Here is a 24,323-nt window from a genome sequence, read left to right as displayed (position 1 = left end):
CAACGCGCCCGACTCACCCGAATCTAACCCGTCGCCGCGTCACGCAAGATCTGTTGCAGCCGGTCCAACGGATCACCGGAGGTCGGGTCGAGTCGATTCGGGGGCTGGGTAGGCGCCGTCCCGACCGCCCCCGGCGGCAGTACCTGCGCTGCCGGTGGCGGGGGTGGCGGGTTCGGCGGCACGATGGCTCCGGCCGCACCGATCTTGCTGTTCAACCGCGCGGGGGCCCCGCTGTCGGCAAAGCAACCCGCAGGGGCACGGTCGATCACATCCCGTGCGGACAGGTAATGGCTCAGTGCCGTCCGGCCGTCGGCAGCCGCGGTGGCACGGTCACCGAGTGTTTCCCGCACCAGTTCCAGATTGATCCTCGCCGAACATGATTCAGCTCCGCTCAGACGGGCCACCGCGTCGGCGAAGTTCTGATCGGCCTCGACGAGCCGGTCCTCGAGAACAGCCAGTGCGCCCGCGGCGAAACTCGCCTTGCCGGGTTCGACGACATCCAGCATCTGGAGCCGGCTCACCTCGCTCGTCAGCGCCTCGGTGTCCCGGTCGGTGAAGCTGGCCGCCGCCGAATTACCGATCAGCACGACCGAGAGCAGTTTGACGATCGCGATGACGAGCACCAACGCGACCGGGGCCGAGTACACCAGTAGGCGGCGACGCACCGTGCTCATGACCGCAGCCCCATGTCGATCGGTTGGGTGCGACGGAATTCCCGCAGCACCAGATACAGCTCCACCAGGATCAGCAGGGCGGCCACGGCGGCGAACACCCAGTACAGCTCCACGGCGGTGGACACCGGTACGGCCGCGGCTGGCTGACTTCGGGTTTCGTTGCCGGGAAGCGTTTCGGTCAACGGCGTCGCGCCGGCACGCGACACGAACGGCACCCCGATCTGCTCGGCGACCCCGCGGAGCGCCTGCGCCCCGGCGTCGTCGTACCCCAGTACCGCGCCCCCGTCCACAGCATTCTCGGTCAGCTGGAATTCGCGTTGCGGTGCTTGCGATCCCGGCGCGCCCGCGCCGAGATAGAACACGAGGTTCTGGGCCCTCGGAAATTGTTGTACGGCGCTGATCAGCTGGTAGCGCAGAATGTTCGCGGCGGCGCCGACGTTGGCATCCGGAGCGTCCGATGCCTCAGGTGCGGCATCGGTCGCGGCCACCACAGGACGCAGGCTCCAGGTATCTGCGGACAGCGGCCAGTCCACCGACGGGCGGTCGGCGAAGGAGATCAGGGCGAAGCGTGCCTGAGGGTAGCGTTCGATCAGGGCCGTGATGTCGGCACGGGCCGCCGCGATCCGCTTCCCCGACATGTCCGGTGAACGGTCCAGCAACACAAAGATATTCGGGTCGCGATCGCCCGCCGGCCGAGGAACGGTGTCGTGCGTCCTCCCGGCGACGGGGCCGAGCGCGGCCACCAGCAGCAGCAAGCCGGCTGTGGTGAGCGCCGACCAGCGCCACACCGCTGCCCAGCCACCACCTTGCGCCCGGACCCGGCCGAAGCTGATCCCGCGGGCCACGAGCAGCACCACCGCGAGCACCCCGACCAGCAGCGGCGGCAGGATCGGTTCAAGCCTCATCGCCGCATCACCACCGGCCACCACCACAGCACCGCCATCGCCAGCAGCGCCAGCAACACCGGAACCCCCGGCGTTTCGGCCGACCGGACGTCCGCCGACTCGCCGGTCGATCCCGCTTTCGGCGGATGGTCCCGGATCTCGGCCAGATGCGAAGCGACGTCGGCCGATCCAAACGACCTGCCCCCGGTGGCGCGGACCAGTTCGCCGGCAGCGCCGTCGCCGGATCCGGGGGTGATCGCGTTGACCTGAACACCGGCCGTCACCGCCAGGTCCCTGAGCCGGTCCGTATCGAACAGCGGTGCCACGTCACCAGGTCGGGGCAGGGAATCAGGGCCCACATAGATCATCGACCGGCGCTGCGCGGACGGCTCGGAAAAGGACGGAAACCCGGTCAGACACATCGCCAGTACATCCTCGACGCTGGCGGTGTAGTCGACGTAGGACACCGGCGCGACGAACGGCCGCGCACCTTCCCGCTGCCCGAATGCGGCGAATTGTGCTGCGGCGTATTGGTAGTCCCGGGTCAGTGGAATGACCCGCCGGTTCGCCGAGGTCAACCCGACCCGTTCGGTGCCGTAAGAGCCGACCCGATCGGCGAAGTACTGCAGTGTGGCGCCGACCGCGGGATCGGTGAGCGGGCCGCCGACGCACACCATGATGTCCTCCGAAGTCGCAACCTGATTGGCACGGCTCCACGACGGCAGGCCGGTGGGGCGTGCCGCGATCAGCGCCGAGGCCGCGAAGGCGACCGTCAGTGTCACCATGGCGACGATGGCCGCAACGGTTCGCCGGCGCGCGGCGCGCACATACTCGGGCAACCGGGTCAGCCGCCGGGTATTGGCCAGCGGCAGCAATTCGTCCGGGTCGACCGACTGCTTCGGGAGCAGGGCCAGGCCCACGCACCCGGCAAGTGCGAGGCAACCGGCGGCCGCCACTGCCCACCAGATCAGGTCCATCCGCGGATCAACTCCTCGGTGGTGGTGCTGGCCGTGCCCGCGTCAAGCGTCGAACGGTGATTGAACTGAATGTCGGTGAGCTCTTCCAGGATCGGTGCCGCGGGCGCCGCGGCACTGTCCGCGATCGCGTCGACCTGCATGTACTGCGCCTGCACTCCGGTGGCGGCATGCAGGAATCCGCGCAGTTCCGCACTCAACGCGGCACCGGTGCCTGCCGCGCTGAGATCCCCGGCCCGGTAACGGTTTCCGATGTGCCGTACCGCGCGCGCCGACCGTCGGCGCAGCAGTTCGGCCCGCGCGGCACCGAGGACGGGCAGCTCCCGCACCGGTCGCCGCCGCGACGTCAGCACGAAAACCCCTCCGTACCAAGCGCACAGCAGCAGGATCAGGCCGATCGCGATCCACAGCCACACCGATGAATACGGCGTCGGTCCGATCACGTGCTGCAGCAGGTCATCCGGCACGGGCGTACACCCCGGTCATCGCGGTCAACGCCGCCCTGATCCGCACGCTCCCGGTCACCCGGGCATGCGGTATCCGCTGCCTGGTCAGGAATTCGGAAAGTTGCTCGCGCCGTTGCGCTTCTGCCTGCCGGTAGGCCTCGATGACGTGCTGGTCCAGACCGGTCAGGATGGGTCGCCCGTCGGCGACCTCGTAGCTGCGGCGGGCGTCGCGGTGTGCGCTCACCGCAGGCATGTCACTGACCAGGGCCCACAGCACGTCGTGGCGGGCGGTCAATGAACCAAGGACCTCGGCCAACCGATCGCTCATCTCGGGTTCGTCGGAAACGACGAAGATCAGCAGCCGGTGCCGGTAATGGCGGGCCACCCACTCGAGCTGTACCAGGATGTCGCTCGGACCGGGATGGTCGGTGGCGTGGTGGTGGAACCGGTGCAGCATGCTCTCGATGTGGGTCTCGCCGCGGCGCAGCCGGATGTCCACATTGCCGCGATGGTCGCCGAGCACCATCGCGATCTCGTCGGATCGGGGCAGCGTCATCAACCCGATCGCACCGATGAGGTGCTGGGCCACACTCCTTTTCACCTCACCCGACGGTGCGAGTGCGCAGCTGTTGCGCCCGGCGTCCGCGACCACCAGGACCTTGTGGTGCTTCTCGGAGACGAACCGCTTGATCAGGGTGTGCCCAGAGCGTGCGGTGGCCTTCCAGTCGATGTCGCGAACGTCGTCACCGGGCACGTAGGGCCGCAGCTCGTCGAATTCCAGGCTGCGGGTGTGCACCAGCGCGTAACGGCCGCCTTCGAGCAGCCCGCCGATGTCGCGGCCGGCATACGCCTTGGCGGAGTCCAGGTATCTGCCCATCGCGGTCTCACGGGACCTGCACCGCGCGCAGCACCGCATCGACGACCACGTCGGGGGTGATTCGGGCGGTGGCGGCTTCGAAACCGAGGATCAGCCGGTGCCGCAGCACGCGGTGGGCCAGGCGGGCGATGTCATCGGGCACCACGTGGTCCCGCCCGCGCAGCACCGCCAAGGCCCGTCCCGTCCGGCACAGGGCCAGCGTCGCTCGCGGGCTGGCGCCGTACTCGATCACCCGTGCCAGGTTGGCCGGCAGATGCTGTCCGGGTTCACGGGTGACCGCGACAAGGCGGCTGGCGTACTCGACCAGCGCGCGGTCGAGATACACGGACCGGACGATATCCTGCACTCGACGTATGTCGTCCATGGTGACGACGGGCACCGCCCGGTTGCCCCGGTCGTAGAGGCCTGCGTCCATCCGGGCCGCGATCTCCACCTCGTCCTCGATCGAGGGGTAGCCCACGATCTCCTTGAGCATGAAGCGGTCGGTCTGAGCCTCCGACAGCGGATAGGTGCCCTCCTGGTCGACCGGGTTCTGGGTGGCGATGACGAGAAACGGTTCGGGGATGGGATATTCGACGCCGGCGATCGTGGTCTGGCGTTCCTCCATCGCCTCCAGCATGGCGCTCTGGGTCTTGGCGCTGGAGCGGTTGATCTCGTCGAGCAGCACGATGTTGGCGTGTACCGGGCCCAGTTGGGTCGCGAACGAGTTGCTGGCCGCCTCGTAGATCTGGGTGCCGATGATGTCGCTGGGCAACAGGTCGGGTGTGCACTGGATGCGGCGGAAGCTGCCGTCGATGGACTCGGCCACCACGCGGGCGGCCGTGGTCTTGGCCAGCCCGGGCACGCTTTCCAGCAGCAGGTGTCCACCGGCGAGCAGCGCGACCAGCATCGACTCGCGCAAATGGTCCTGGCCGACCACCCGGGCCGAGAACGCCGAGGTCACCGCACCCACAATGCGCTGAGCTTCGGCGGCATCGCGCTGGTCAGCCTGCAATCGCGGTGCGGTCATGGATCCTCTCCGGTTCGGTCGTCCCCCTTCCCCAGACCCAGTCGATGTACCCAGACTTTGCCTTTCTCATGCCCCCGCGCTCACGGCCTGCGGCGACTACCGTCGAAAGACAGCCGAGACCGAGAGGGTGCTGAGAATGACGGACTACGGCCGCACGTTGCAGTTCGGGTTGTTCGTCACGCCCCGTGCCGACATGCTCGACAACACACTGAAGCTTGCCGCACTCGCTGACCAGCACATGGATTTCGTTGCCATCCAAGACCATCCCTACCAGGCCAAGTTCCTGGATTCATGGGCGCTGATGGCGACTGTGCTAGCCCGGACGCAACGGGTGAAGGTGGTTCCCGACGTCGCCAGCCTGCCACTACGGCCACCGGCGGTACTCGCCAAGACGGCGGCCAGCCTCGACGTCATATCGGGTGGGCGCTTCGAACTCGCCCTCGGCGCAGGCGCGTTCTGGCAAGCCATTGCGGCGATGGGGGGTCCGAACCGTACCGCCGGTGAGGCCGCACAAGCTCTGGAAGAAGCAGTCGAGGTGATCCGCCTGATGTGGTCGGATCAACGTTCGGTGCGATTCGAAGGAAAGCACTACAGCTTGTCCGGAGTGCACCCTGGACCGGCTCCCGCTCATGACATCCAGATCTGGCTCGGTGTCGGCGGGCCCCGCATGTTGCGTTTCCTGGGCGCCAAGGCCGACGGATGGGTGCCGTCGAACAGCTATTTTCCACCGGACAAACTACCGGCCATGCAGCGCCGGATCGACGATTCGGCACTCGCCGCCGGGCGGGACCCCGCGTCAATTGTGCGGGCCTACAACATCTTCGGTGCGGTAACCCATGCACGCGACGCCGAGTCCTTCAACGGGTCGGTTGCCCAGTGGACGAACGAATTGACCGCCCTGGCCGTGGAAACGGGAATGGACACGTTCCTGCTCGGCACCGCCGACGACGACGCGGCCCAGGCGGCGGTGTTCGCCAACGAGATTGTTCCCGCCGTACGCGAGACCGTCGCCCGTCATCGCGGAGATTAGCCCCAGCCCCCGGCCGGGTATGCGGGTCGTACGCCGCAAAGCGTGCGCTACAAGCGGAAGGAATTCCGATGGAGAACAAGGACCTCCCAACCCCCGAGACGGGGTTGTTGTTGACCCATTTCCTCACCGTCGCCGACGTGGCGCGGTCGCGCGCTTTCTACAGCGATGTGCTCGGTGGGGAGGTCGTGATGGACGAAGACCCGTGCATCGTCAAGCTGGCCAACGGCTGGCTGATCATGAACCCCGGCGGCGGACCCACACCCGACAAGCCGGACGTGACGCTGCACCCGCCGACCGACCCGCACACCGCGACCAGCTTCCTGAACATCCGGGTGGCCGACATCGAAGCGTGTTACCGAGAATGGAGCTCGAAAGGTGCCGAGTTCCTGAGCCCGCCCATCGACCGGCAAGCCGAGGTGCGTTGCTATATGCGCGATCCGGACGGCTACCTCATCGAGGTGGGACAGATGACGGGTCTGCTGAACGGTATTCACGCCGGGACGGGTTCGTCGACCTGACGGACCCGGACCCTTCCGGAGCGCCGGGGCCACCAGAACCAGCGTCCGAGCAGCACGGCGATCGGCGGGACCACGAAGGTCCGCACCACCAGGGTGTCGATCATCAGGCCGATGCCGATGGTGGAGCCCACCTGGGCGATGGTCACCACACTGGCGCCGAGCATCGCGAACATGGTCAGCCCGAACACGATCCCCGCGACGGTGACGACGCTGCCGGTACCGGCGAAGGCCCGGATCGTCGCGGTCCGGACGCCGGCCCGCGCCTCGTCACGCAGCCGCATCGCCAACAGCAGGTTGTAGTCCGCACCGACGGCGACCAGGGCGATGAAGGCCAGGGCGGGCACCGCCCAGTGCAGCGGCTGGCCGAACACGTACTGCCAGACGGAGACACTGGCTCCCAGCGCCGATGCGTAGGAGATGGTGACGGTGGCCAGCACCACGATCCCGGCGACCGGACTGCGCAGCATTCCCGCCACGATCACGAAGATCAGCACCAGCGTGGCGATCACGAGCAGGGTGAAGTCGTGTTGCACGTAGTCGATCAGCTCGGCGGTGGCAGTGCCGACACCGGTCAGGTCGACGACGCCGCTGGTGGCCAGTGGGGTGTCCTTGAGTGCCTCGGTAGCGGCGATGCGAATCTCGCCAGAGCGGTCCGCGCCGTCGCGGCCCCAGGACTCACCGTCACCGTAGACCAGCAATCGGGTGGCACGGCCATCCGGGGAGAACATCATGCCCATCACCCGGCGGTACTCCGGGTCGTCGAAAGTCCTTGGTGGCAGATAGAACCCGCCTTCGGAGCTGCCGTCGAAGTCGGTGCTCAGCTGCGACAGGTATCCGGTCATCTGTTGCATCTGCGGGCCGACGGACCCCAGGCTGGAGCGCAGGGTCGACGTGAGGCCGCGCAGCTGGGTCAGCGCCGAGCGCATGGTCGCCACCCCCTTGGCCGCACCGTCGAGTGAGTTCGTGGCGCTGGTGGCACCGTCTTTGAGCGCCCCCGCCCCACCGGCGAGGGTGCCGGTCGCACTCACCGCGTCGTCGAGGGGCGTGACGATTTTCTGAACTGCCGCGCAGATGGGGTTGGCCGCACAGTTGGGGTTTCCGGCGACGAATTGGCGCAGCGGGTCGGCGTATCCGGAAACCGACTGGAGGTTGCCCTGCAATCCGGACATGCCCGCCCCGATGTCCTGTGAGCCGGCCCCGACCCGGTTCAGGCCGTCGACGGCGCCGCTCAAGCCGCGTTGCATGCCGTCGAGGGCGGTGTCGAGTTGGCCGATGGTGGCCGTGACGGTGTCCACGGAGCTCATCCCGTCGAGCGCTGATTGCGCTGTGCCGTCGAGCTGTTCGCCGATCTGACCGGCCTGGTAGGTCAGGGTGCCCTGGCGCACCGGAGTCCCGGCCGGCCTGCTGGCCGATTGCACGGTGCGGACGCCGCGAACCTCCAGGATCTTTCGGGCGACCCGCTCGATCGTGATGAGCCCGGCTGGATTGCGCAGGTCGCGATCGGCCTCGATCGAGACGATCTCGGGTAGGAGCCGGTTGTCCGGGAACCGGTCGTGAACCGCCCGGTATCCGCGACTGGAGTCGGTGCCCGCCGGTTGTGCGGTCAGTTCCGCGAAGGAGATGTTGGCGCCGAGCAATGGCACCGCGCAGAAGATCAGCGCAGCGACGGCGACCACCAGGATGGGCCCCGGCCAGCGGGCCACGGCGGTGCCGATCCGGCGCCACCGGCGGCTGATCGCCGCGGCCCGCGGTTCCACCCAACCGCGCCGGCTGAACCAGCCGATCAACGCCGGGGTGAGGGTCAGGGCGCCCAGCATCGCCGCGAGAACACCTATCCCGCTGGGTATTCCGGCGCTGCGGAGGAAGCTCACCTTGGCGAAGGTCAGGCAGAACAACGCGGTGGCGATGGTCGCGGCGGAGCCGGCGATCACCGGGGCCACCCGCCGGTAGGCGTCGGCGAGCGCATCCGGTTGCGTCATCCCCGCGCGCCGGTTCTCGTGGTAACGGCCGAGCAGGAAGATGCCGTAGTCGGTTCCCGCGCCCAGCACCATCGCCGACATCAGCGCCACCGAGAACACCGACACCTCGATCACGCCGTGCTCGCCGAGCAGCGCGACCACCGGACGGGCGACCGCCAGGGACAGACCGACCGAGGCGAGCGGGACGGCGGCGGTGATCGGCGAGCGGTAGACGAACAGCAACAGGGCCGCGATCAACCCGACCGTCAGGACGGTGATCCTCGCCAATTGCGCGTCCAGCGCGGCGAATTCGTCGACCAGGCTGGGACCGGGGCCGGTGACGTGGACACGCAATCCAGCCGGGGCGTCAGACTCGTCGACCACAGTGCGCAGGGCGGCCACGGCGTCCGTCGCGGTCGTGCTGCCCAGTTGGCCGGAGAGCCGGGCCATCAGGTAGGCCGCCCGGTGGTCCCGGCTTTCGAAGACTCCTGCGGCGGCCGGGTCGTCCCACAGGTCCATGACCGATTCGACGCCGGGAGTGGCGGTGCGCAAGCGGTCGGCCAAGGTGCGGTAGTAGCCGCGGTCGAACTCCCCCAACGTTCGGTCCGCGTCGAGAACGACGTAGGCGATGTTGTTGCTGTCCGAATCCCCGAACAGCTCGCCCATCCGCTGCGCCGCCTGCGTCGCGCCGGAATCGGTCGGGAAGAACGCCCGGGACTGTTCCTTCACGACGTGTTCGAGCTGCGGCACCGCGACGTTGCCGAGGCCGGCCAGGACCAGCCACGCCGCCATGACCAGGAGTGCATACCGACTGACCGCCCGGGCAATGGTCTCCAACATGGCTCCCCCGCCATCCATAACAATGTTATTGGCAGGTATAACATTGTTATGGCAGCATGTCCAGGACGATGTCCAGCATGGGAATTCGCGAAAGCCTGATCGAGGAGAGCCTGCAGGTCCTCGAGGAGAGTGGACCTGAGGCACTCAGCGCCCGCATGCTGGCCAAGCGGATCGGCGCCTCGACAATGGCGGTGTACACGCACTTCGAGGGCATGCCCGGCCTCTACGAGGCCCTGGTGCGGGAGTCCTACGTCCGCTTCGGCGAACACCTGAGCCGACGGCCCGACACCGACGACCCCGTGGCAGACCTACTCGCCTCCGGCCTCGCCTACCGCGAATACGCACTGACCTACCCGCAGCGCTACCGGCTGATGTTCGGCATCACCTCGCCGTCCATCACGCTACCGATCGGCCGCGATCTCACCGTCGACGGCAACCCGGCGGACCTGTCCGAGATCAACTCGGTCTTCGCGCAGATCCCGGCATTCGTGCAGCGCTGCATGGACACCGGCGCCATCGACGTAGGCGATCCGGTGGCCGTGGCCGCCCAGATCTGGACGATGATGCACGGCTACGTCCTGGCCGAGATCATCGGTGTCTTCGGTGCCGACGGCGCGGGAGTCTCGCGGGTGCTCGCACCCCACATCACCAATCTCCTGGTCGGCCTCGGCGGTGACCGCGAACGGATCCAGCAGTCGTTTCAGCGACTGGAACCGCCTGCGACGCCACCGCGCCCGGCACCACCGGCGACCGCCACCGTCCGGCGCGGGCGCCGTACCCGTAACCCTTAGCCGGCCCACCCGCCGGGCCCACCCCAAACCAGCGCGGCCGTGGCAACAATGGTGTGGTGGCGCAGAGCTGGGAAGGTTTCGACCGGTTGATCGAGCTGATCGATTACCCGATGTTCGTCGTGACGGCACAGGGCGAGGACGGGCCGGCGGGTTGTCTGGTCGGTTTCACCACGCAGGCGAGCATCGACCCGCCCCGGTTCCTGGTCGGAATTTCGAAGGCGAACCACACCTTCGCCGTCGCGGAAGCCGCCACGCATCTGGGTGTGCACCTACTGGTCCGTGACGACCTCGAGCTGGCCCGCTGGTTCGGCGGCCAGACCGGTGACGAGGTCGACAAGTTCGCCACGTGCAGTTGGCATGCCGGCCCCGCCGGAGTACCCATCCTCGATGCCTCACCCGCCTGGTTCGTCGGCGCCATCCTCGACCGGTTCGATCTCGGTGACCATGTCGGCTACCTGTTGAATCCGGTTGACGGCCAAACGCCGGGCGAACCGCGGCGCTGGGTCAGCCTCAGCGACGTGTCCGACCTCAAGCCCGGACACGACGCCTGAGCGTCACTTCCAGGCGAAAACCGGCTGCTCGAGTTCGTCGACCGGATCCGTGCGGCCCTCCAGGGCCAACCACCGCAACTGCAGCAGCACCGCACCGGTCGGCGCGTGGATCAGGTCGTTGCCCAACGGAATCTGCACTACCGGGCGCGGGCTCTCCGGGATCGTGATGAACCGCGGCGAATCCTCGCGCTGCAGCTGGTGCAGGCCCACGCGGTACGCCGCCACCACCTCGTCGGGAGACGGCCGTAGATCCAGCCGGCCGCCGCCCCAGACCACCACCGGGGTGATGACATAGCCGGAGCGGGTCGGGTAGTCGTCGAGCAGTCCCAGCACCGACGAGTCCGACAGGCTCACCCCGACCTCTTCGTCCAGTTCCCGCAGCGCGGCCTCGACCGCATTTTCACCAGGGTCGAGCCGGCCGCCGGGCAGCGCCCACTGCGCGGCGTGCGACGACAACCGAGATGTCCTGCGACACAACAGAAAAGCTGCCCCACCCGACACATCCACCATGCGGCCGTCCAGCCCGGGCTCCGGCATCGGCCGGCCGCCGATCCACTCGTCGACCGGAGCCGGATCCACCCGGTCCTCACCGAGTTCGGAATCGACCAGCACCACCGCGACCGCCGCGTGCCGCTTCGTCGGGTCGGTCACAGCGCGGCGCTCGTGCCCCGCCAGATGCGCACCGATGCGTTCCCGCAGGGCTTCGTCATAGGCGATCGTCACCGCTCGACCATATGCGGGCACGCCGAGGACCCGACGCCGAGGTGACGCCCGCTACTGGTCCGGCTTGCGCGTCTGCTGATACAGCGCGAGTTTCCAGGCACCGTCGACCCGGTGGTACACGCTGGACATGGCGCCGACGAAGGCAGGCTCCTCCCCGTCGCGATAGGCCGTACCCGTGTAGACCAGGGCGGCACTGTCGTCGTCGAGCACGATGAGCCGCACCCCGCTGATCTCATAGGCACGCCAGGGCGGCGACTCCGAGAGTGCGCTGACGACGGTGTTGCGGTCCATCACCATGCCGTTGGCGAGGACCATCACCGCGTCGGGCAGCATCAGCTCGCCGTAGAAGTCGGCGCCGGTCGACTCGCACAGCGAGTCCCACCCGGCACGTTCGATATGCAGGAGTTCGTCGACAACTTGGCTGGTCACTGCTAGGTGATACCCGTTACTCGGACCTGGCATGCCTGGGCATCACTGTTAAAACAGTGGTAGAAGTGACGTGTGGGTGTCCGTCAGGTATCGGCCCTCGCGGGCATCGCAGCAGTGACTGCGGCCGCCGCGCTGGGCACGATCGCGACGCCCATCGCAATGCCTTCCGCCTCGGCCGCACCCGACTGTCCCGACATCGAGGTCGTCTTCGCCCGCGGCACCGACGAACCCGCCGGTATCGGCAATGTCGGCAAGGCGTTTGTCGACACGCTGCGCCCGATGGTCAAGGGCTCGTCGATCGGCACTTACGCGGTGCAGTACCCCGCGTCGTGGGACTTCATGAAAGCCGCGGCCGGCGCCACCGACATGAGCAAGCGTGTCCAGGCCACCGCGGCCCGGTGCCCCAAGACCAAGATCGTGATGGGCGGTTATTCACAGGGCGCGGCCGTCGTCGACGTGGTGGCCACCTCGCCGATCGCCGGTCTCGGTTACAGCGCCCCACTGCCCGCCGCGGTCGTCCCGCGCATCGCGTCGGTGGTGGTCTTCGGCAACCCGTCGGCGCGACTCGGTCAGCCGCTGACCCGGATGAGCCCGGACTTCGGCGCCAGGACCGCGGACCTGTGCAACACCAACGACCCGATCTGTTCGCTCGGCCGGGACTGGAATGCGCACATCACCTATCCGAAATCGGGCCTGATCAAGCTTGCCGCGCAGTGGGTCACGCGTCACGTCCAGCCGCCGCCTCCAGCGCCGGCTGCTCGGCGCTGAGCACCGGATAGAGCCGGTGGGTCCCCGGGAGACCCTTCAGCTCCACTTCCCGCGCCGCACCCAGGGCGATGTCGTCGAGATGTCTGACCGCATCCCCGACCGGTTCGCTGACCAGGATCTCGCCGCCGTCGGCCTGTCCGGCGACCCGCGCCGCCATCGCCACGTCGAGCCCGAACAGATCGTCGCCGCGGCGCACCGACGTGCCCATGTGCACACCGATGCGCACCCGGATCGCCTGCCAGCGCTGGGGGTTCTCCGCGAGCGCGCGCTGCACGTCGGTGGCGAACCGCACCGCGTTCTCCGGGTCGGCGAACGCGATCATGAACCCGTCGCCCTGGGTCTTGACCACATGACCGCCATGCTTGTCGACCCGCGCCTGAACGAGCTTGTTGTGCTTCTCCAGCAGCTTCACCCAGGCCCGGTCACCCATCGCGGCGTTGTATTCGGTCGAGCCCTCGATGTCGGAGAAGACGATGACGACGCGCCCGTCAGCGGTCAGCCGGGCCAGGTCCGGGCGCTCCACCTGAGCCCATCCGGCCAGATCCTCGATCGAGTTGCGCACCGTCGCGCCGAGTCCCTTGTTGATCAGCATGTCCGCGGTCTGAAAGACCGTCTTGATCGCCAGGGGTGCCACACCTCGACGACGCTTCCGCCGACGGTCCTCGTCCTCGAGCTTCATGCGCTCGATCTCACGACGGGCGTTCTTCAGCTGACGCCGGCTCACGATGAACAGCACCAGGAACGTGACGAACGCCGCGAACAGCACGACGACGACCACCAGCAGGACGGATTCAAGAGTGGTCGGCATCGGCACCCGCTGATTATCGCCGCATGTCACATTTCGTGGATTCGCGGTGTCTTGAGGGGGTAATCACCAACGACATAGGAGTGCACCATGGATGCTCGTTTGAACCTGTTCGAGAACCGGACCGCCACCAAGATGCTCAAGTACGTCACCTCGGCGGGCAGGGTGATCACCGACTCCGCGCTCCCCGAGGCAACGCAGCAACTGGTGGCACTGCGCGCCAGCCAGATCAACGGCTGTGGCTTCTGCACCGACATGCACACCAAGGACGCCGCTGCCGCCGGGGAGACCCAGCAGCGCCTGCACCTGGTCGCGGCCTGGCGGGAGGCGACGGTGTTCACCGAGGCCGAGCGCGCCGCGCTGGAGCTGACCGAGCAGGGCACCCGGATCGCCGACGCGGCGGGCGGGGTCAGCGACGAGGTGTGGGCGAATGCGGTCAAGCACTACGACGAGGATCAGCTGGCCGCGCTGGTGTGCCTGATCGCCTTCATGAACACCGTCAACCGCCTGAACGTGATCGTTCAGATGCCCGCCGGGGACTACCAGCCAGGGCAGTTCGGATAACTGCGGCCGACCGGGACGATCGTCGGCAGGGGTGGACTGGCACGCTGGTCACCAAGATGACCACTCCCCTGCTCGACGATCCGAACGACCTCTCGGCACTGCAAACCAAGGGCGGTGACGCCGACGCTCTGTTCACCGACTTCGCCGCCTGGGCCGAGGCCAACGGCACCACGCTCTACCCCGCGCAGGAGGAGGCGCTGATCGAACTGGTCAGCGGAGCGAACGTGATCCTCGCGACGCCGACCGGTTCCGGTAAATCCCTGGTGGCCACCGGGGCGATCTATGCCGCGCTTGCCGCTGACCGCGTCAGCTTCTACACGGCCCCGATCAAGGCACTGGTCAGTGAGAAGTTCTTCGCGCTGTGCGATGTGTTCGGGGCCGACAACGTCGGCATGCTGACCGGGGACGCGTCGGTTAACGCCGACGCGCCGATCATCGCCTGCACCGCCGAGATCCTGGCCAATCTCGCGCTGCGCGAGGGTGCCGACGCCGATATCGGCCTGGTGGTGATGGACGAGTTCCACTTCTACGGCGACCCCGACCGCGGCTGGGCCTGGCAGGTGCCACTGCTCGAACTTCCCAATGCCCAGTTCCTGCTGATGTCGGCGACGTTGGGTGACGTCGAATTCCTGCGCAAGGATCTGACCCGGCGCACCGGGCGGGAGACGGCCCTCGTGGCCGGGGCGCAACGGCCGGTGCCGCTGTTCTTCTCGTATGCCACCACGCCGATGCACGAGACCATCGCCGAGTTGCTCGCCACCTTGCAGGCACCGATCTACGTCGTGCACTTCACCCAGGCCTCCGCGCTGGAGCGGGCGCAGGCTCTGATGAGCGTCAACGTCAGCACCAAGGAGGAGAAGGCCGCGATCGCCGAGATGATCGGCGGTTTCCGGTTTTCCACGACGTTCGGGACCACGCTGTCCCGGCTGGTACGCCACGGCATCGGCGTCCACCACGCCGGCATGCTGCCCAAATACCGCCGGCTGGTGGAACAGTTGGCCCAGGCCGGGTTGCTCAAGGTGATCTGCGGTACCGACACCCTCGGCGTCGGGATCAACGTGCCGATCCGCACCGTCGTGTTCTCCGCGCTGTCCAAATACGACGGCACCCGGATGCGGCTGCTCAACGCCCGCGAGTTCCACCAGATCGCCGGGCGCGCCGGCCGCGCCGGATACGACACCGCGGGCACCGTCGTCGTGCAGGCACCCGACCACGAGGTCGAGAACATCAAGCAGTTCGCCAAGGTGGCCGACGATCCGAAGAAGCGCCGAAAGCTGGTGCGGCGCAAGGCGCCAGAGGGCATGGTGCCGTGGGGTGAGAACACCATGACCCGACTGATCGACGCTGCGCCCGAAGCGTTGACCAGCAACATGAGGGTCTCCACCGCGATGATCCTCGACGTGGTCGACCGTCCGGGCGACCCGTTCGTGGCGATGCGGCGGCTGCTCACCGACAACCACGAGCCGCGCAAGCGTCAGCTGAAGCACATCCGGGAGGCGGTCGGCATCGCCCGCTCGCTGCTGCAGGCCGGAGTCATCGAGCGGCTCGACGAACCCGAACCCGACGGGCGGCGGTACCGGCTGACAGTCGACCTACCTCCGGACTTCGCGCTGAACCAACCGCTGTCGACCTTCGCGCTGGCCGCGGTGGACGTGCTGGATCCCGACGCGGAAGATCCAGCAAGCTATGCCTTGAATGTCATTTCGGTGATCGAGGCCACCCTGGAAGACCCCCGCCAGATCCTGTCCGCACAGCTGAACAAAGCCAGGGGCGAAGCGGTGGCCGAGATGAAGGCCGAGGGCATCGAGTACGACGAACGGATCGAACTGCTCGACGAGGTCACCTATCCCAAGCCGTTGGCCGAACTGCTGGAACACACCTACGAGGTCTACCGACAGACCAATCCGTGGGCGGCCGACGGGCACCTGTCACCGAAGTCGGTGGTACGTGAGATGTGGGAGCGGGCCCTGACCTTCCGCGAGTACATCAGCGTCTATGGGCTGACCCGCTCCGAAGGAGCGGTGCTGCGCTACCTGTCTGATGCGTTCAAGGCGCTGCGCTCCGGTGTGCCCGCGTCAGCCCGGACCGAGCAATTGGCCGACATCGTCGAGTGGCTCGGCGAATTGGTGCGCCAGGTGGATTCGAGCCTGCTCGACGAATGGGAACAGCTGACGAGCCCGGACCAGCCACACGACGCTCCGGTGGCGGTGCCGGCCCGGCCACGCCCGCTGACCGGCAACGAGCGGGCGTTCACCGCGATGGTGCGTAACGCATTGTTCCGTCGGGTGGAGTTGTTCGCGCGGGCCCGCTGGGACGAGCTCGGTGCGCTGGACGCGTCATCCGGGTGGACGGCCGAACGCTGGGCCGAAGCGGGCGAGGAGTACTTCGACGAGCACGCCGAGGTGGGCACCGGAGCCGACGCCCGTGGCCCGGCGTTGCTGATCTTCGACCGGCAGCCGCAGGTGTGGCGCGTACGACAGATCCTCGAAGATCCTGCCGGAGATCACGATTGGGGCTTCGACGTGGAAGTCGACCTGGCCGCGAGCGACGAAGAGGGTGCCGCGGTGCTGCGTATCGTGGATGCCGGCCGGATGGGATAGGAACGAGTGACTGAACCGTGCCCTTTCCAGGTTATCGCGGACCCAGGGCCTTGCGGCAAGGCCCCGGTGATGGCGCACAATCGCTGGCCGGAGCAAGCCACGGAGGAACAGGGAGCACGTGCCAGCTGACGATCACGATGTCGAAGTGCAGTCCGAACAGACCTATGTCGACGGGCTCTATGCCCGCCTGGACGCCGAGCGCATCCGGGTGCGTGACCGCTACCGCACCGCGCTGCGCGAGCACGGCGGCTCCGCGGTGGAACGCGACGCCGAGGTGCGAGCATTGGCCAAGGAAGCCAACCGGCTCGACGTGGCCGACAACGGCCTGTGCTTCGGACGGCTGGAAACCGTTGCCGGAGAACATCTCTACGTCGGGCGCCTCGGCATCTTCGATCGCGAGGACGACTACGAGCCGTTGCTGCTGGACTGGCGGGCACCGCTGGCCCGGCCGTTCTACACCGCGACCGGGGCCAACCCGGAGAACATGCGCCGGCGGCGCCAGTTCCGCACCCTGGGTCGGCGGGTGCTCGACTTCACCGACGAGGTGCTGGGCCGGCCCACCGCGGGCGACGAAGGTGACGAGGACGCCGCATTGCTGGCCGCGGTGAACGCCCCGCGCGGTGAGGGTATGCGCGACATCATCGCCACGATCCAGTCCGAACAGGACGAGGTCATCCGCAACGAACACACCGGCGTGCTGGTGGTCGAGGGCGGCCCGGGCACCGGGAAGACGGTGGTGGCGCTGCACCGGGTGGCCTACCTGCTCTACACCCACCGGGAGCGGATCGAACGGCACGGCGTGCTCGTCGTCGGGCCCAACGAGGCGTTCCTGGACCACATCGGTCGGGTGCTGCCCTCACTGGGTGAGTCCGACGCGGTGTTCATGACGCCCGGCGACCTGGCTCCCGGCCTGCACGTCACCGCCGAGGACGCGCCCGAGGTGGCCGCGATCAAGGGCTCGTTGAAGATCCTGGACGTGCTGGCCGCCGCGGTGGCCGACCGCCAGGAGGTCCCCGACGAGCCGATCTACATCGAACTGCCCGATGTCACCGTCCGCATCGACGCCGAAACCGCGCAGTGGGCCATCGAGGAGGCCCGCGAAACCGGCCTGCCGCACAACGAGGCGCGCACGACGTTCCGCGACATCGTCACCTACGTCCTCACCGAACGTGCCGTCGCGCGTATCGGCAAGGGCTGGTTGAGCCGTCAGGACAAGGCGGCATGGGAGGAGCTGCGGGCCAGCGTGGTCAGCGAGCTCGACGAGAACGCCGCGTTCGCCGCGGCACTCGACCGACTCTGGCCGATCCTGACCCCGGAGACCCTGCTGGCCCCGCTGTATTCGTCGGCCGAGAGGTTGGCTGCGGCCGGCGCCGACCCCCGATTGTTGCGTACCGACGGCAGCGCCTGGACCGTCTCGGACGTGCCGTTGCTCGACGAGCTGGTCGACCTCCTGGGCCGGGACAAGGCGGGCGAGGAAGCCGCCGAACGCGAACGGCGTGAGGAAGCCGCCTACGCCGCGGGCGTGCTCGATCTGATGATCGCCCGTGAGGATCTGATGGACGACGAGGACCACCTGCTGGCCAGCGACCTCATCGACGCCGAGGACCTGGCCGACCGGTTCCTCGAACGCGACACCCGCGAACTCGCCGAACGCGCTGCAGCCGACCGGGATTGGACCTACGGTCATGTTGTGGTCGACGAAGCCCAGGAACTGTCCGAGATGGACTGGCGGGTGTTGATGCGTCGTTGTCCACGCCGGTCCTTCACGGTGGTCGGCGACCTGGCTCAGCGCCGCTCGGCCGCCGGCGCCCGGACCTGGGACACGATGCTCCAGCCGTACGTGCCGGGCCGGTGGATCTACCGGACGCTGTCGGTCAACTACCGGACCCCGGCCGAGATCATGGCGGTGGCGAAAGCGGTGCTCGCCGAGTTCGCGCCCGGCGTGAAACCGCCGGAGTCCGTCCGGTCCTGCGGTGTGCAGCCGTGGGCCAAGCAGCTGACCGCCGCTGAAATCCCCTCAGCTGTCGAGGAATTCGTGCGGGAGGAAGCCACCCGCGAGGGCACGTGTGTGGTGATCGGCCCGCCGGGCGTGCCCGGTGCGGTGGCACCGTCGGAAACCAAGGGCCTTGAGTTCGACGCGGTGCTCGTGGTGGAGCCGGCCCACATCCTGGCCGATGGCGATCGCGGCGCCGCCGAATTGTATGTCGCCCTCACCCGGGCGACGCAGCGCCTCGGCGTGCTGCACACCGAACCGCTACCCGACGCGCTGAACGGACTCGCCCATGCCTGATGCCCCAGCTTCGGAATCGACCAGCTGCGCGATCGCGGGCGGCGGCCCCGCCGGGATGATGCTCGGGCTGATCCTGGCCCGGTGCGGAGTGCCGGTCACCGTCATGGAGAAGCACGCCGACTTCCTGCGCGACTTCCGCGGCGACACCGTGCATCCGAGCACCATGCGCATGCTGGACGAGCTGGGCCTCTTCGGAGAGTTCGACAAGATCGGCTACAGCAAGGTGGAAAAGGGCGAGTTCACGGTCGACGGCGAGCCGGTGACGCTCCTCGACTTCCGTCGGCTGCGCCAACCTCACCCCTACGTGGCGATGGTGCCGCAGTGGGACTTCCTCGACCTGCTGGCCGATGCGGGCAGAGCGGAACCCAACTTCACCCTTCGCATGCAGACCGAGGTGACCGGACTACTCCGGGAAGGTGAGCGCATCACCGGGGTCCGCTACACCAGTCCGGACGGCGACGGGGAACTGCGCGCCGAGCTCACCGTGGCCTGCGACGGGCGCACGTCGCTGGTCCGGCGGGAGGCCGGACTCAACACCCGGAACTACCCGGTGCCCTTCGACGTGTGGTGGTTCCGCCTGCCGCGCACCGAAGACGGCCAATACTCACTGATCCCGCGGACCGCGCCCGGACGGGCGTTGATCATGATTCCCCGCACCGGCTACTTCCAGGTCGCCTACCTGATCCCGAAGGGCAGCGACGCCGGACTCCGGGCCCGCGGCCTGGACGCCTTCCACGCCGAACTCGCCGAGCTCATTCCCGAAGCCGATCCCGGCGCACTCACCTCCTGGGAGGACGTCAAGCATCTCGACGTCCAACTCAACCGTCTGCCGCGGTGGCACCGCGAGGGGCTGCTGTGCATCGGCGACGCCGCCCACGCCATGTCGCCGGTCGGCGGCGTCGGCATCAATGTCGCCATCCAGGACGCCGCCGCGGCCGCCCGCCTGCTGTACCAGCCGCTACGGGAGCATCGCGTCACCGAGTCCGACCTGGCCGGCGTGCAGCGCCGGCGCACGCTGGCCACCGTCATCACCCAAGGCTTCCAACGGATCCTGCATCGCCTGGTGATTGCGCCCGTCATGGCCGGCGCCGACATCGCCCCACCCGGAGCACTGCTGAACATCGTGCAACGGTTCCCCCAACTCACCACGATTCCGGCGTACCTGGTCGGTACCGGGGTGCGTCCCGAGCACATCGCCGCACCGGCGCGCCGATAGGTGTGGCGTGGGGGGAAAACAGAATCCCGATCAACGCCGACGCGAATTGTGCGACGCGGCAATCACTCTGCTGGCCCGCGAGGGCGTCAAAGGCGTCACCCATCTGAAGGTTGACCGCAAAGCCGGGGTACCGGACGGCACCACGTCGTTCTACTTCCGCACCAGCGCGGCCTTGATGCGAGCGGCGGCCAACCGCATCGCCGATCTGGACCTGGCCGATCTGACCGCGGCCACAGGTTCCGGTGCGCACGGTGATGTACGCGGTCTGGCGCGGCTGGTCATCCGGTCGAGTACCGGTGCGCGTCTGGTCCGGAGCAAGGCCCGTTACGAGCTGGTCATGCCCTCGAGCCGCGACGCCAGTCTGGCCGAGGCGTTCAGCCACAACCAGCAGCGGTTCTTCGAACTACACCGCAACGTTGTGGTGGCGCTCTGCCCGGCCGACACAGACCCGGGTCTGATCGACGAAAAAGCTTATGTGCTGCTGACTTTCATCAGCGGTCTGATGCTGGCCCTGGCCCGCGGCGACCGCACCATCAACTCCGACGAGGAACTCCACGACATCATCGCCGCGATCGTCGCCGCCGCTCCGGCCGCCTCACATCGCGAAGGAGTAGCCGCCGTTGACCGGTAGCGTCTGGCCGGTGATCCACGAGCCGTGGTCGCTGGCCAGCAGCACCGTCAGATAGGCCACGTCCTCGGGCAGCCCGGGCCTGCGGATCGGGTAGCGCGACAGGATCGCCTTGGCCTGTGGGGAATCGGCCATCTCGGCCCACAGCGGTTCGGTGAGCGGGGTTCGCATGGTGCCCAGCGCGATGTTGTTGGCGGTGACGCCGTAGCGGCCGTTCTCCAGCGCGATCGACCGCGTCAAGCCCGCGGCACCGGCCTTGGCGGCCGCATAGACCGCGCCGCCGGCGTCCCCCGTCCGGCCCGCATCCGAGACGATCGTCACGACCCGGCCCCACTGCCGCTCCACCATCGCCGGCAGCACAGCCCGCGTGCAATTCAGCACGCCATACAGATTCACCTGCAGGAACGGGTCCCAGTCTGCAGGTGAGGTTTCCGCGAACGGCATCCGAGCGGCGAATCCCTCGGCCCCGGCATTACCCGCGTTGTTCACCAGTACATCGACCGGACCGGCCTCTTCGATCGCCTCGGTGACCGTTCGATAGTCGGTGACGTCGAACGGCACCGCCAGCGCGTCACCGCCCGCTTCCTGCAGCTCTGCGACCACCGCCTCGGCCCGGTCGCCCCGGAGGTCGTTGACCAGCACGGTGGCGCCGGCGGCCGCGAAGGCATCGGCCAGGCCCCGGCCGACTCCCTGTCCGGCACCGGTGATCAGCACGCGTCGGCCCGACAGATCGAATTGCAGCGTCATCGTCGGTGTCTCCTGAGGGTTCGGCGCTCCGGACAAAAGTGTTCAAGTCTCTATACCAGTAGAGACTTGAGGGCTGTTCCGGCGGGGCCGCGCACCATAACCTGGAAGCGTTCAGCCATAGGAGGGCACTGATGAGCGACCACGACGTACGGATGATCATCCTGTCGACCGACGACCTGGATGAGTCGATCCGCTTCTACAGCGAGACCCTGGGAATGCCACTGAAGTTCCGCGATGGCGCACACTTCGCCGCGCTCGACGGTGGATCGCTCACCCTCGCCCTCGCCACGTCGGTGGACCACCCGATCCCCGGTCAGGTCGTCGTCGGGATCAAGACCGCCGACGTCGACGGCGCGGCCAAGGCCATCGAAGCCAGCGGCGGCGGAATCATCAAGCACCCGTACGACGATGCCCACGAGCGTCGGGCCGTGGTCTACGACAACAAGGGCAACGGCCTGGTCTTCTACAGCCCTCTGAACCGCTAGCCCGCCGAAGCCGCAGCGGCGAGCAGGGTTTCGGCCAGAAGTGCTGCGGCGGGCGTCATGCGCTCGGCCGGCGGTGCGGCAAGATAGACCTGCCATACCGCCGGGTCCCGCAATGCCACAGCTCGCAGATCACCGAAGCGCCGCGCCTCGGACACGGGCATGAAGGACGTGCCGAGACCATTGCCGACGAGTTCGGCGATCGCGGCGAATCCGGCGGGCACCTCGTACTGCGTCTGGGGTTGCACACCGGCGCGGTGGAACGCCTCGTCCATCAGGCGCCGCAGCCCGAATTCGGGCGGGAAACCGACGAGATCCTCACCGGCCAGGTCACCGAGATCGAGGCGGCGACGGCGCGCCAGCTCATGGTCGTCACGGCAGACGAAGACCATCGGCTCCTCGAACAGCAGCTTCAAGTCGAGCTGCGCCGGGAAGCGGTTGGGCAGCGACACCAGCGCCAGGTCCAGCGAGCCCTCGAGCAGCGCGGCAAGATAGGCCGACGCGCCGGACTGGCTCAGCCTCAACCGCAGCCGGACATGCGGGTGGGCCCGGTGAAAATCGCCGAGGGCGCGGGCGACGTCTACCGGCCCATAGGAAATGAGCGAACCGAATTCGACTGTGCCCATGAGTGATCCACGAAACTGGGCGGCGGATTCAGCCGCTGCCCTGGCTGCGTGCAGAACCTCGTGGGCATGAGCCGAGAAGGCCTCCCCCGCGGCGGTCAGACTGATCCGCTGCCGCGACCGGTCGAACAATGCCACCCCGAGTTCACGTTCCAATTTCGCGATCGACGTCGACAACGCCGACTGCACGACGTGCGCGCGTTCGGCGGCTCGGGTGAAGCTCATCTCACCGGCCACCGCAATGAAGTGTTCGATCTGACGTAACTCCACCGTGTCAGCCTATCTATCCAGTCGATAGGGGTCATCAGATTCAATCGTTGGACTTGATGGCCAGGCGAGGGTGAGATGAATACCGACGAGCCCGCGAGAAGGAGCAGCAACGGTGAACGGTTTGAGCAGAAGAAATTTCGGCTTCCTCACGGCGGCCGCTGCCGGCGCGGCCACATTGGCGGCCTGCGGCACGTCGTCCACTCCCGCCCCGACTGCCCCAGCCGGCGCCCCGTCGAAACCGTCACACCCCATGAACCCGGTCAAGCAGATCGACGCCGGTGACCTCAACGTGGGCTACACGGAGGCCGGTCCGGCTGACGGTCTCCCGGTGATCCTGCTGCACGGCTGGCCCTACGACATCCACAGCTACGCCGACGCCTCGGCGCTGCTCGCCGAGCAGGGCTTCCGCGTGATCGTGCCCCATCTGCGCGGCTTCGGCTCGACCCGGTTCCGCTCGACGGACACCATCCGCAACGGCCAGCAGGCCGCTCTCGCGCAGGACGTCATCGCGCTGATGGACGCGCTGAACATCCCCAAGGCCGTGCTCGGCGGATACGACTGGGGCGGGCGCACCGCCAACAACGTTGCCGCACTGTGGCCGCAGCGCTGTGCGGGACTCGTCGCCGTCAGCGGCTACATCACGGTCAACCTGGCCGCCAACCTCAAGCCGCTGGCGCCCGACGCCGAGCTGGGGTGGTGGTACCAGTACTACTTCGCGACCCCGCGCGGTGAACTCGGCTACCGCGAGAACACCAAGGAGTTCAACCGGCTGATCTGGACCAAGGCCTCACCGCTGTGGCACTTCGACGACGCCACCTACGATCTGTCCGCCGCCGCGTTCGACAATCCCGACCACGTCGCGATCGTGGTGCACAACTACCGGTGGCGGCTCAGCCTGGCTCCCGGCGAAGCGCGCTACGACGCCGACGAAGCCCGGTTGGCCGGCAAGCCCCCGGTCACCGTGCCGACCATCACGATCGGGTCCGACTTCGACGGCGCGGCCAAGGACGGGGCCGGCTACCGCTCGCTCTACACCGGGCCCTACGAACACCGAATCCTGAACGGCATCGGACACAACGTCCCCCAGGAAGCGCCGGAACAGTTCGTCGCCGCCATCGCCGACGTCAGCCGGATGGGTGGACGCTGAAGTCACTGCTAGGTGGTGAAGATCGCAAGATGCACGTAGACCTCATCCGGTGATCGCTCGTCGACGATGACATCCCGGTAGACCGTCCGCCCGGCCTTGGTGGTGACCCGGTCCTGGGCATACAGCGGATTCGGCGCGGCCGACAACGGTGGCCCGCCGATCACGGGCGTGGTGCGGGGAAGCTCCGAAGCCTGGGGTTGCTCTTGGAACTGCGACAACAACTCCCGCAATTGGGCGGCATTCATCCGCAACGCCAGCCGGTAGCGGGTGTCGATGCCCGATTCCGAATCCACGCCCAGCACGTCGACTCCCGCGGGTAGAGCCACATCACCGAACCCGGCGGCCGTCGCCGCGGACACCTGGCCGCCGTCCCTCGGGGTCGTGGCGACCGGAGTCGAGCAGGCCGTGAACAACAGCGTCACGGTGAACAACCACAGCAGCAGCGCGGTGCGCTTCCCACCTGTCATGGACAGTCCCGT

25 protein-coding genes are annotated in these 24,323 nt (G+C 67.8%); 12 read left to right on the top strand and 13 right to left on the bottom strand.

Annotated elements, in window-relative coordinates:
• Positions 1-23 precede the first annotated feature (23 nt).
• Genes AC4LGL_RS15365 through AC4LGL_RS15340 form a run of 6 tightly spaced genes read right to left on the bottom strand, consistent with a single transcriptional unit; the run spans position 24 to position 4,864 of the window.
• Positions 24-674 (bottom strand): hypothetical protein, encoded by a 651-nt coding sequence (locus tag AC4LGL_RS15365; RefSeq protein WP_491839513.1) that lies wholly within the window; start codon positions 672-674, stop codon positions 24-26.
• Positions 671-1,579 (bottom strand): VWA domain-containing protein, encoded by a 909-nt coding sequence (locus tag AC4LGL_RS15360; protein ID WP_491839512.1) that lies wholly within the window; start codon positions 1,577-1,579, stop codon positions 671-673. The genes AC4LGL_RS15365 and AC4LGL_RS15360 overlap by 4 nt, the downstream gene beginning before the upstream one ends.
• The gene (locus AC4LGL_RS15355) at positions 1,576-2,535 is read right to left on the bottom strand and encodes a hypothetical protein (protein WP_491839511.1); all 960 of its coding nucleotides are present in this window, start codon (positions 2,533-2,535) and stop codon (positions 1,576-1,578) included. The genes AC4LGL_RS15360 and AC4LGL_RS15355 overlap by 4 nt, the downstream gene beginning before the upstream one ends.
• Positions 2,526-2,999 carry a hypothetical protein gene (locus AC4LGL_RS15350; protein ID WP_491839510.1) on the bottom strand — a complete coding sequence of 158 codons (474 nt, stop codon included), beginning with the start codon at positions 2,997-2,999 and terminating at the stop codon, positions 2,526-2,528. The genes AC4LGL_RS15355 and AC4LGL_RS15350 overlap by 10 nt, the downstream gene beginning before the upstream one ends.
• Positions 2,989-3,855 (bottom strand): DUF58 domain-containing protein, encoded by an 867-nt coding sequence (locus tag AC4LGL_RS15345; RefSeq protein WP_491839509.1) that lies wholly within the window; start codon positions 3,853-3,855, stop codon positions 2,989-2,991. Before AC4LGL_RS15345 ends, AC4LGL_RS15350 begins: the two co-directional genes overlap by 11 nt.
• 7 nt (positions 3,856-3,862) lie before the next feature.
• Positions 3,863-4,864: an AAA family ATPase gene (locus tag AC4LGL_RS15340; protein WP_491839508.1), complete on the bottom strand. Its 1,002-nt coding sequence runs from the start codon at positions 4,862-4,864 to the stop codon at positions 3,863-3,865.
• Positions 4,865-5,000: 136 nt separating this feature from the next.
• On the opposite strand from AC4LGL_RS15340, the gene AC4LGL_RS15335 reads away from it, so the two are divergent.
• Positions 5,001-5,894: an LLM class flavin-dependent oxidoreductase gene (locus AC4LGL_RS15335; protein WP_491839507.1), complete on the top strand. Its 894-nt coding sequence runs from the start codon at positions 5,001-5,003 to the stop codon at positions 5,892-5,894.
• 68 nt (positions 5,895-5,962) lie between these two features.
• The gene (locus tag AC4LGL_RS15330) at positions 5,963-6,412 is read left to right on the top strand and encodes a VOC family protein (protein ID WP_491839506.1); all 450 of its coding nucleotides are present in this window, start codon (positions 5,963-5,965) and stop codon (positions 6,410-6,412) included.
• On the opposite strand, the gene AC4LGL_RS15325 is transcribed toward AC4LGL_RS15330, so the two are convergent.
• The gene (locus AC4LGL_RS15325; RefSeq protein ID WP_491839505.1) at positions 6,385-9,210 is read right to left on the bottom strand and encodes an MMPL/RND family transporter; all 2,826 of its coding nucleotides are present in this window, start codon (positions 9,208-9,210) and stop codon (positions 6,385-6,387) included. The genes AC4LGL_RS15330 and AC4LGL_RS15325 overlap by 28 nt on opposite strands.
• 77 nt (positions 9,211-9,287) lie before the next feature.
• Between AC4LGL_RS15325 and AC4LGL_RS15320 the strand changes: the two genes are divergently transcribed.
• A complete protein-coding gene (locus tag AC4LGL_RS15320; protein WP_491839504.1) occupies positions 9,288-10,001 on the top strand; it encodes a TetR/AcrR family transcriptional regulator in 714 nt (237 codons plus the stop codon).
• A gap of 110 nt (positions 10,002-10,111) precedes the next feature.
• Positions 10,112-10,552, top strand: a complete 441-nt coding sequence (locus AC4LGL_RS15315; RefSeq protein ID WP_491839696.1) for a flavin reductase family protein — start codon at positions 10,112-10,114, stop codon at positions 10,550-10,552.
• A 3-nt stretch (positions 10,553-10,555) separates the two neighbouring features.
• Here the strand turns inward: AC4LGL_RS15315 and AC4LGL_RS15310 are convergent, their stop codons facing one another.
• Together AC4LGL_RS15310 and AC4LGL_RS15305 are read right to left on the bottom strand one after the other, a co-directional pair.
• Complete coding sequence (locus AC4LGL_RS15310; RefSeq protein ID WP_491839503.1) at positions 10,556-11,275, bottom strand: NUDIX hydrolase; 720 nt, start codon at positions 11,273-11,275, stop codon at positions 10,556-10,558.
• Positions 11,276-11,326: 51 nt separating this feature from the next.
• Entirely contained in the window at positions 11,327-11,737 is a 411-nt protein-coding gene (locus AC4LGL_RS15305) for a nuclear transport factor 2 family protein (protein ID WP_491839502.1), read from the bottom strand.
• Positions 11,738-11,863: 126 nt separating this feature from the next.
• Here AC4LGL_RS15305 and AC4LGL_RS15300 point away from each other — a divergent pair, with 126 nt between their 5' ends.
• Positions 11,864-12,472 carry a cutinase family protein gene (locus AC4LGL_RS15300; RefSeq protein WP_491839695.1) on the top strand — a complete coding sequence of 203 codons (609 nt, stop codon included), beginning with the start codon at positions 11,864-11,866 and terminating at the stop codon, positions 12,470-12,472.
• Here the strand turns inward: AC4LGL_RS15300 and AC4LGL_RS15295 are convergent.
• A complete protein-coding gene (locus AC4LGL_RS15295) occupies positions 12,423-13,280 on the bottom strand; it encodes an adenylate/guanylate cyclase domain-containing protein (RefSeq protein WP_491839501.1) in 858 nt (285 codons plus the stop codon). The two genes, AC4LGL_RS15300 and AC4LGL_RS15295, sit on opposite strands and share 50 nt — an antisense overlap.
• Before the next feature lie 87 nt (positions 13,281-13,367).
• Between AC4LGL_RS15295 and AC4LGL_RS15290 the strand changes: the two genes are divergently transcribed.
• From AC4LGL_RS15290 to AC4LGL_RS15270, 5 genes are all read left to right on the top strand, one after another.
• Positions 13,368-13,841: a carboxymuconolactone decarboxylase family protein gene (locus AC4LGL_RS15290; protein WP_491839500.1), complete on the top strand. Its 474-nt coding sequence runs from the start codon at positions 13,368-13,370 to the stop codon at positions 13,839-13,841.
• 56 nt (positions 13,842-13,897) lie between these two features.
• Entirely contained in the window at positions 13,898-16,441 is a 2,544-nt protein-coding gene (locus AC4LGL_RS15285) for a DEAD/DEAH box helicase (RefSeq protein WP_491839499.1), read from the top strand.
• A gap of 118 nt (positions 16,442-16,559) precedes the next feature.
• Entirely contained in the window at positions 16,560-18,731 is a 2,172-nt protein-coding gene (helR, locus tag AC4LGL_RS15280; RefSeq protein ID WP_491839498.1) for an RNA polymerase recycling motor ATPase HelR, read from the top strand.
• Positions 18,724-19,947 carry an FAD-dependent oxidoreductase gene (locus AC4LGL_RS15275; protein ID WP_491839497.1) on the top strand — a complete coding sequence of 408 codons (1,224 nt, stop codon included), beginning with the start codon at positions 18,724-18,726 and terminating at the stop codon, positions 19,945-19,947. Before helR ends, AC4LGL_RS15275 begins: the two co-directional genes overlap by 8 nt.
• 7 nt (positions 19,948-19,954) lie before the next feature.
• Positions 19,955-20,578, top strand: a complete 624-nt coding sequence (locus AC4LGL_RS15270) for a TetR/AcrR family transcriptional regulator (RefSeq protein ID WP_491839496.1) — start codon at positions 19,955-19,957, stop codon at positions 20,576-20,578.
• On the opposite strand, the gene AC4LGL_RS15265 is transcribed toward AC4LGL_RS15270, so the two are convergent.
• The gene (locus AC4LGL_RS15265) at positions 20,543-21,322 is read right to left on the bottom strand and encodes an SDR family NAD(P)-dependent oxidoreductase (RefSeq protein WP_491839495.1); all 780 of its coding nucleotides are present in this window, start codon (positions 21,320-21,322) and stop codon (positions 20,543-20,545) included. The two genes, AC4LGL_RS15270 and AC4LGL_RS15265, sit on opposite strands and share 36 nt — an antisense overlap.
• 131 nt (positions 21,323-21,453) lie before the next feature.
• Here AC4LGL_RS15265 and AC4LGL_RS15260 point away from each other — a divergent pair, with 131 nt between their 5' ends.
• A complete protein-coding gene (locus AC4LGL_RS15260; protein ID WP_055119019.1) occupies positions 21,454-21,807 on the top strand; it encodes a VOC family protein in 354 nt (117 codons plus the stop codon).
• On the opposite strand, the gene AC4LGL_RS15255 is transcribed toward AC4LGL_RS15260, so the two are convergent.
• The gene (locus AC4LGL_RS15255; RefSeq protein WP_491839494.1) at positions 21,804-22,697 is read right to left on the bottom strand and encodes a LysR family transcriptional regulator; all 894 of its coding nucleotides are present in this window, start codon (positions 22,695-22,697) and stop codon (positions 21,804-21,806) included. The genes AC4LGL_RS15260 and AC4LGL_RS15255 overlap by 4 nt on opposite strands.
• A gap of 112 nt (positions 22,698-22,809) precedes the next feature.
• Between AC4LGL_RS15255 and AC4LGL_RS15250 the strand changes: the two genes are divergently transcribed.
• Positions 22,810-23,844, top strand: a complete 1,035-nt coding sequence (locus AC4LGL_RS15250) for an alpha/beta fold hydrolase (protein ID WP_491839493.1) — start codon at positions 22,810-22,812, stop codon at positions 23,842-23,844.
• An 8-nt stretch (positions 23,845-23,852) separates the two neighbouring features.
• Here AC4LGL_RS15250 and AC4LGL_RS15245 read toward each other — a convergent pair whose 3' ends face one another.
• Positions 23,853-24,311: a hypothetical protein gene (locus AC4LGL_RS15245; RefSeq protein WP_491839492.1), complete on the bottom strand. Its 459-nt coding sequence runs from the start codon at positions 24,309-24,311 to the stop codon at positions 23,853-23,855.
• Between the last annotated feature and the right edge of the window lie 12 nt (positions 24,312-24,323).

Source organism: Mycolicibacterium arcueilense (assembly GCF_058536225.1).
The sequence above is the reverse complement of the archived record's forward strand: the minus strand, read 5'-3'. Positions and strand labels throughout refer to the sequence as shown.

What these genes read in the sequence shown, in the direction of transcription:
- AC4LGL_RS15315 (WP_491839696.1), top strand. Translation starts at nt 10,112, where the DNA reads ATGTTCGTCGTGACGGCACAGGGCGAGGACGGGCCGGCGGGTTGTCTG.
- AC4LGL_RS15360 (WP_491839512.1), bottom strand. Translation starts at nt 1,579, where the DNA reads ATGAGGCTTGAACCGATCCTGCCGCCGCTGCTGGTCGGGGTGCTCGCG.
- AC4LGL_RS15265 (WP_491839495.1), bottom strand. Translation starts at nt 21,322, where the DNA reads ATGACGCTGCAATTCGATCTGTCGGGCCGACGCGTGCTGATCACCGGT.
- AC4LGL_RS15365 (WP_491839513.1), bottom strand. Translation starts at nt 674, where the DNA reads ATGAGCACGGTGCGTCGCCGCCTACTGGTGTACTCGGCCCCGGTCGCG.
- AC4LGL_RS15300 (WP_491839695.1), top strand. Translation starts at nt 11,864, where the DNA reads ATGCCTTCCGCCTCGGCCGCACCCGACTGTCCCGACATCGAGGTCGTC.
- AC4LGL_RS15245 (WP_491839492.1), bottom strand. Translation starts at nt 24,311, where the DNA reads ATGACAGGTGGGAAGCGCACCGCGCTGCTGCTGTGGTTGTTCACCGTG.
- AC4LGL_RS15290 (WP_491839500.1), top strand. Translation starts at nt 13,368, where the DNA reads ATGGATGCTCGTTTGAACCTGTTCGAGAACCGGACCGCCACCAAGATG.
- AC4LGL_RS15260 (WP_055119019.1), top strand. Translation starts at nt 21,454, where the DNA reads ATGAGCGACCACGACGTACGGATGATCATCCTGTCGACCGACGACCTG.
- AC4LGL_RS15345 (WP_491839509.1), bottom strand. Translation starts at nt 3,855, where the DNA reads ATGGGCAGATACCTGGACTCCGCCAAGGCGTATGCCGGCCGCGACATC.
- AC4LGL_RS15335 (WP_491839507.1), top strand. Translation starts at nt 5,001, where the DNA reads ATGACGGACTACGGCCGCACGTTGCAGTTCGGGTTGTTCGTCACGCCC.
- AC4LGL_RS15355 (WP_491839511.1), bottom strand. Translation starts at nt 2,535, where the DNA reads ATGGACCTGATCTGGTGGGCAGTGGCGGCCGCCGGTTGCCTCGCACTT.
- AC4LGL_RS15275 (WP_491839497.1), top strand. Translation starts at nt 18,724, where the DNA reads ATGCCTGATGCCCCAGCTTCGGAATCGACCAGCTGCGCGATCGCGGGC.
- AC4LGL_RS15330 (WP_491839506.1), top strand. Translation starts at nt 5,963, where the DNA reads ATGGAGAACAAGGACCTCCCAACCCCCGAGACGGGGTTGTTGTTGACC.
- AC4LGL_RS15305 (WP_491839502.1), bottom strand. Translation starts at nt 11,737, where the DNA reads ATGCCAGGTCCGAGTAACGGGTATCACCTAGCAGTGACCAGCCAAGTT.
- AC4LGL_RS15340 (WP_491839508.1), bottom strand. Translation starts at nt 4,864, where the DNA reads ATGACCGCACCGCGATTGCAGGCTGACCAGCGCGATGCCGCCGAAGCT.
- AC4LGL_RS15285 (WP_491839499.1), top strand. Translation starts at nt 13,898, where the DNA reads ATGACCACTCCCCTGCTCGACGATCCGAACGACCTCTCGGCACTGCAA.
- AC4LGL_RS15295 (WP_491839501.1), bottom strand. Translation starts at nt 13,280, where the DNA reads ATGCCGACCACTCTTGAATCCGTCCTGCTGGTGGTCGTCGTCGTGCTG.
- AC4LGL_RS15325 (WP_491839505.1), bottom strand. Translation starts at nt 9,210, where the DNA reads ATGTTGGAGACCATTGCCCGGGCGGTCAGTCGGTATGCACTCCTGGTC.
- AC4LGL_RS15320 (WP_491839504.1), top strand. Translation starts at nt 9,288, where the DNA reads ATGGGAATTCGCGAAAGCCTGATCGAGGAGAGCCTGCAGGTCCTCGAG.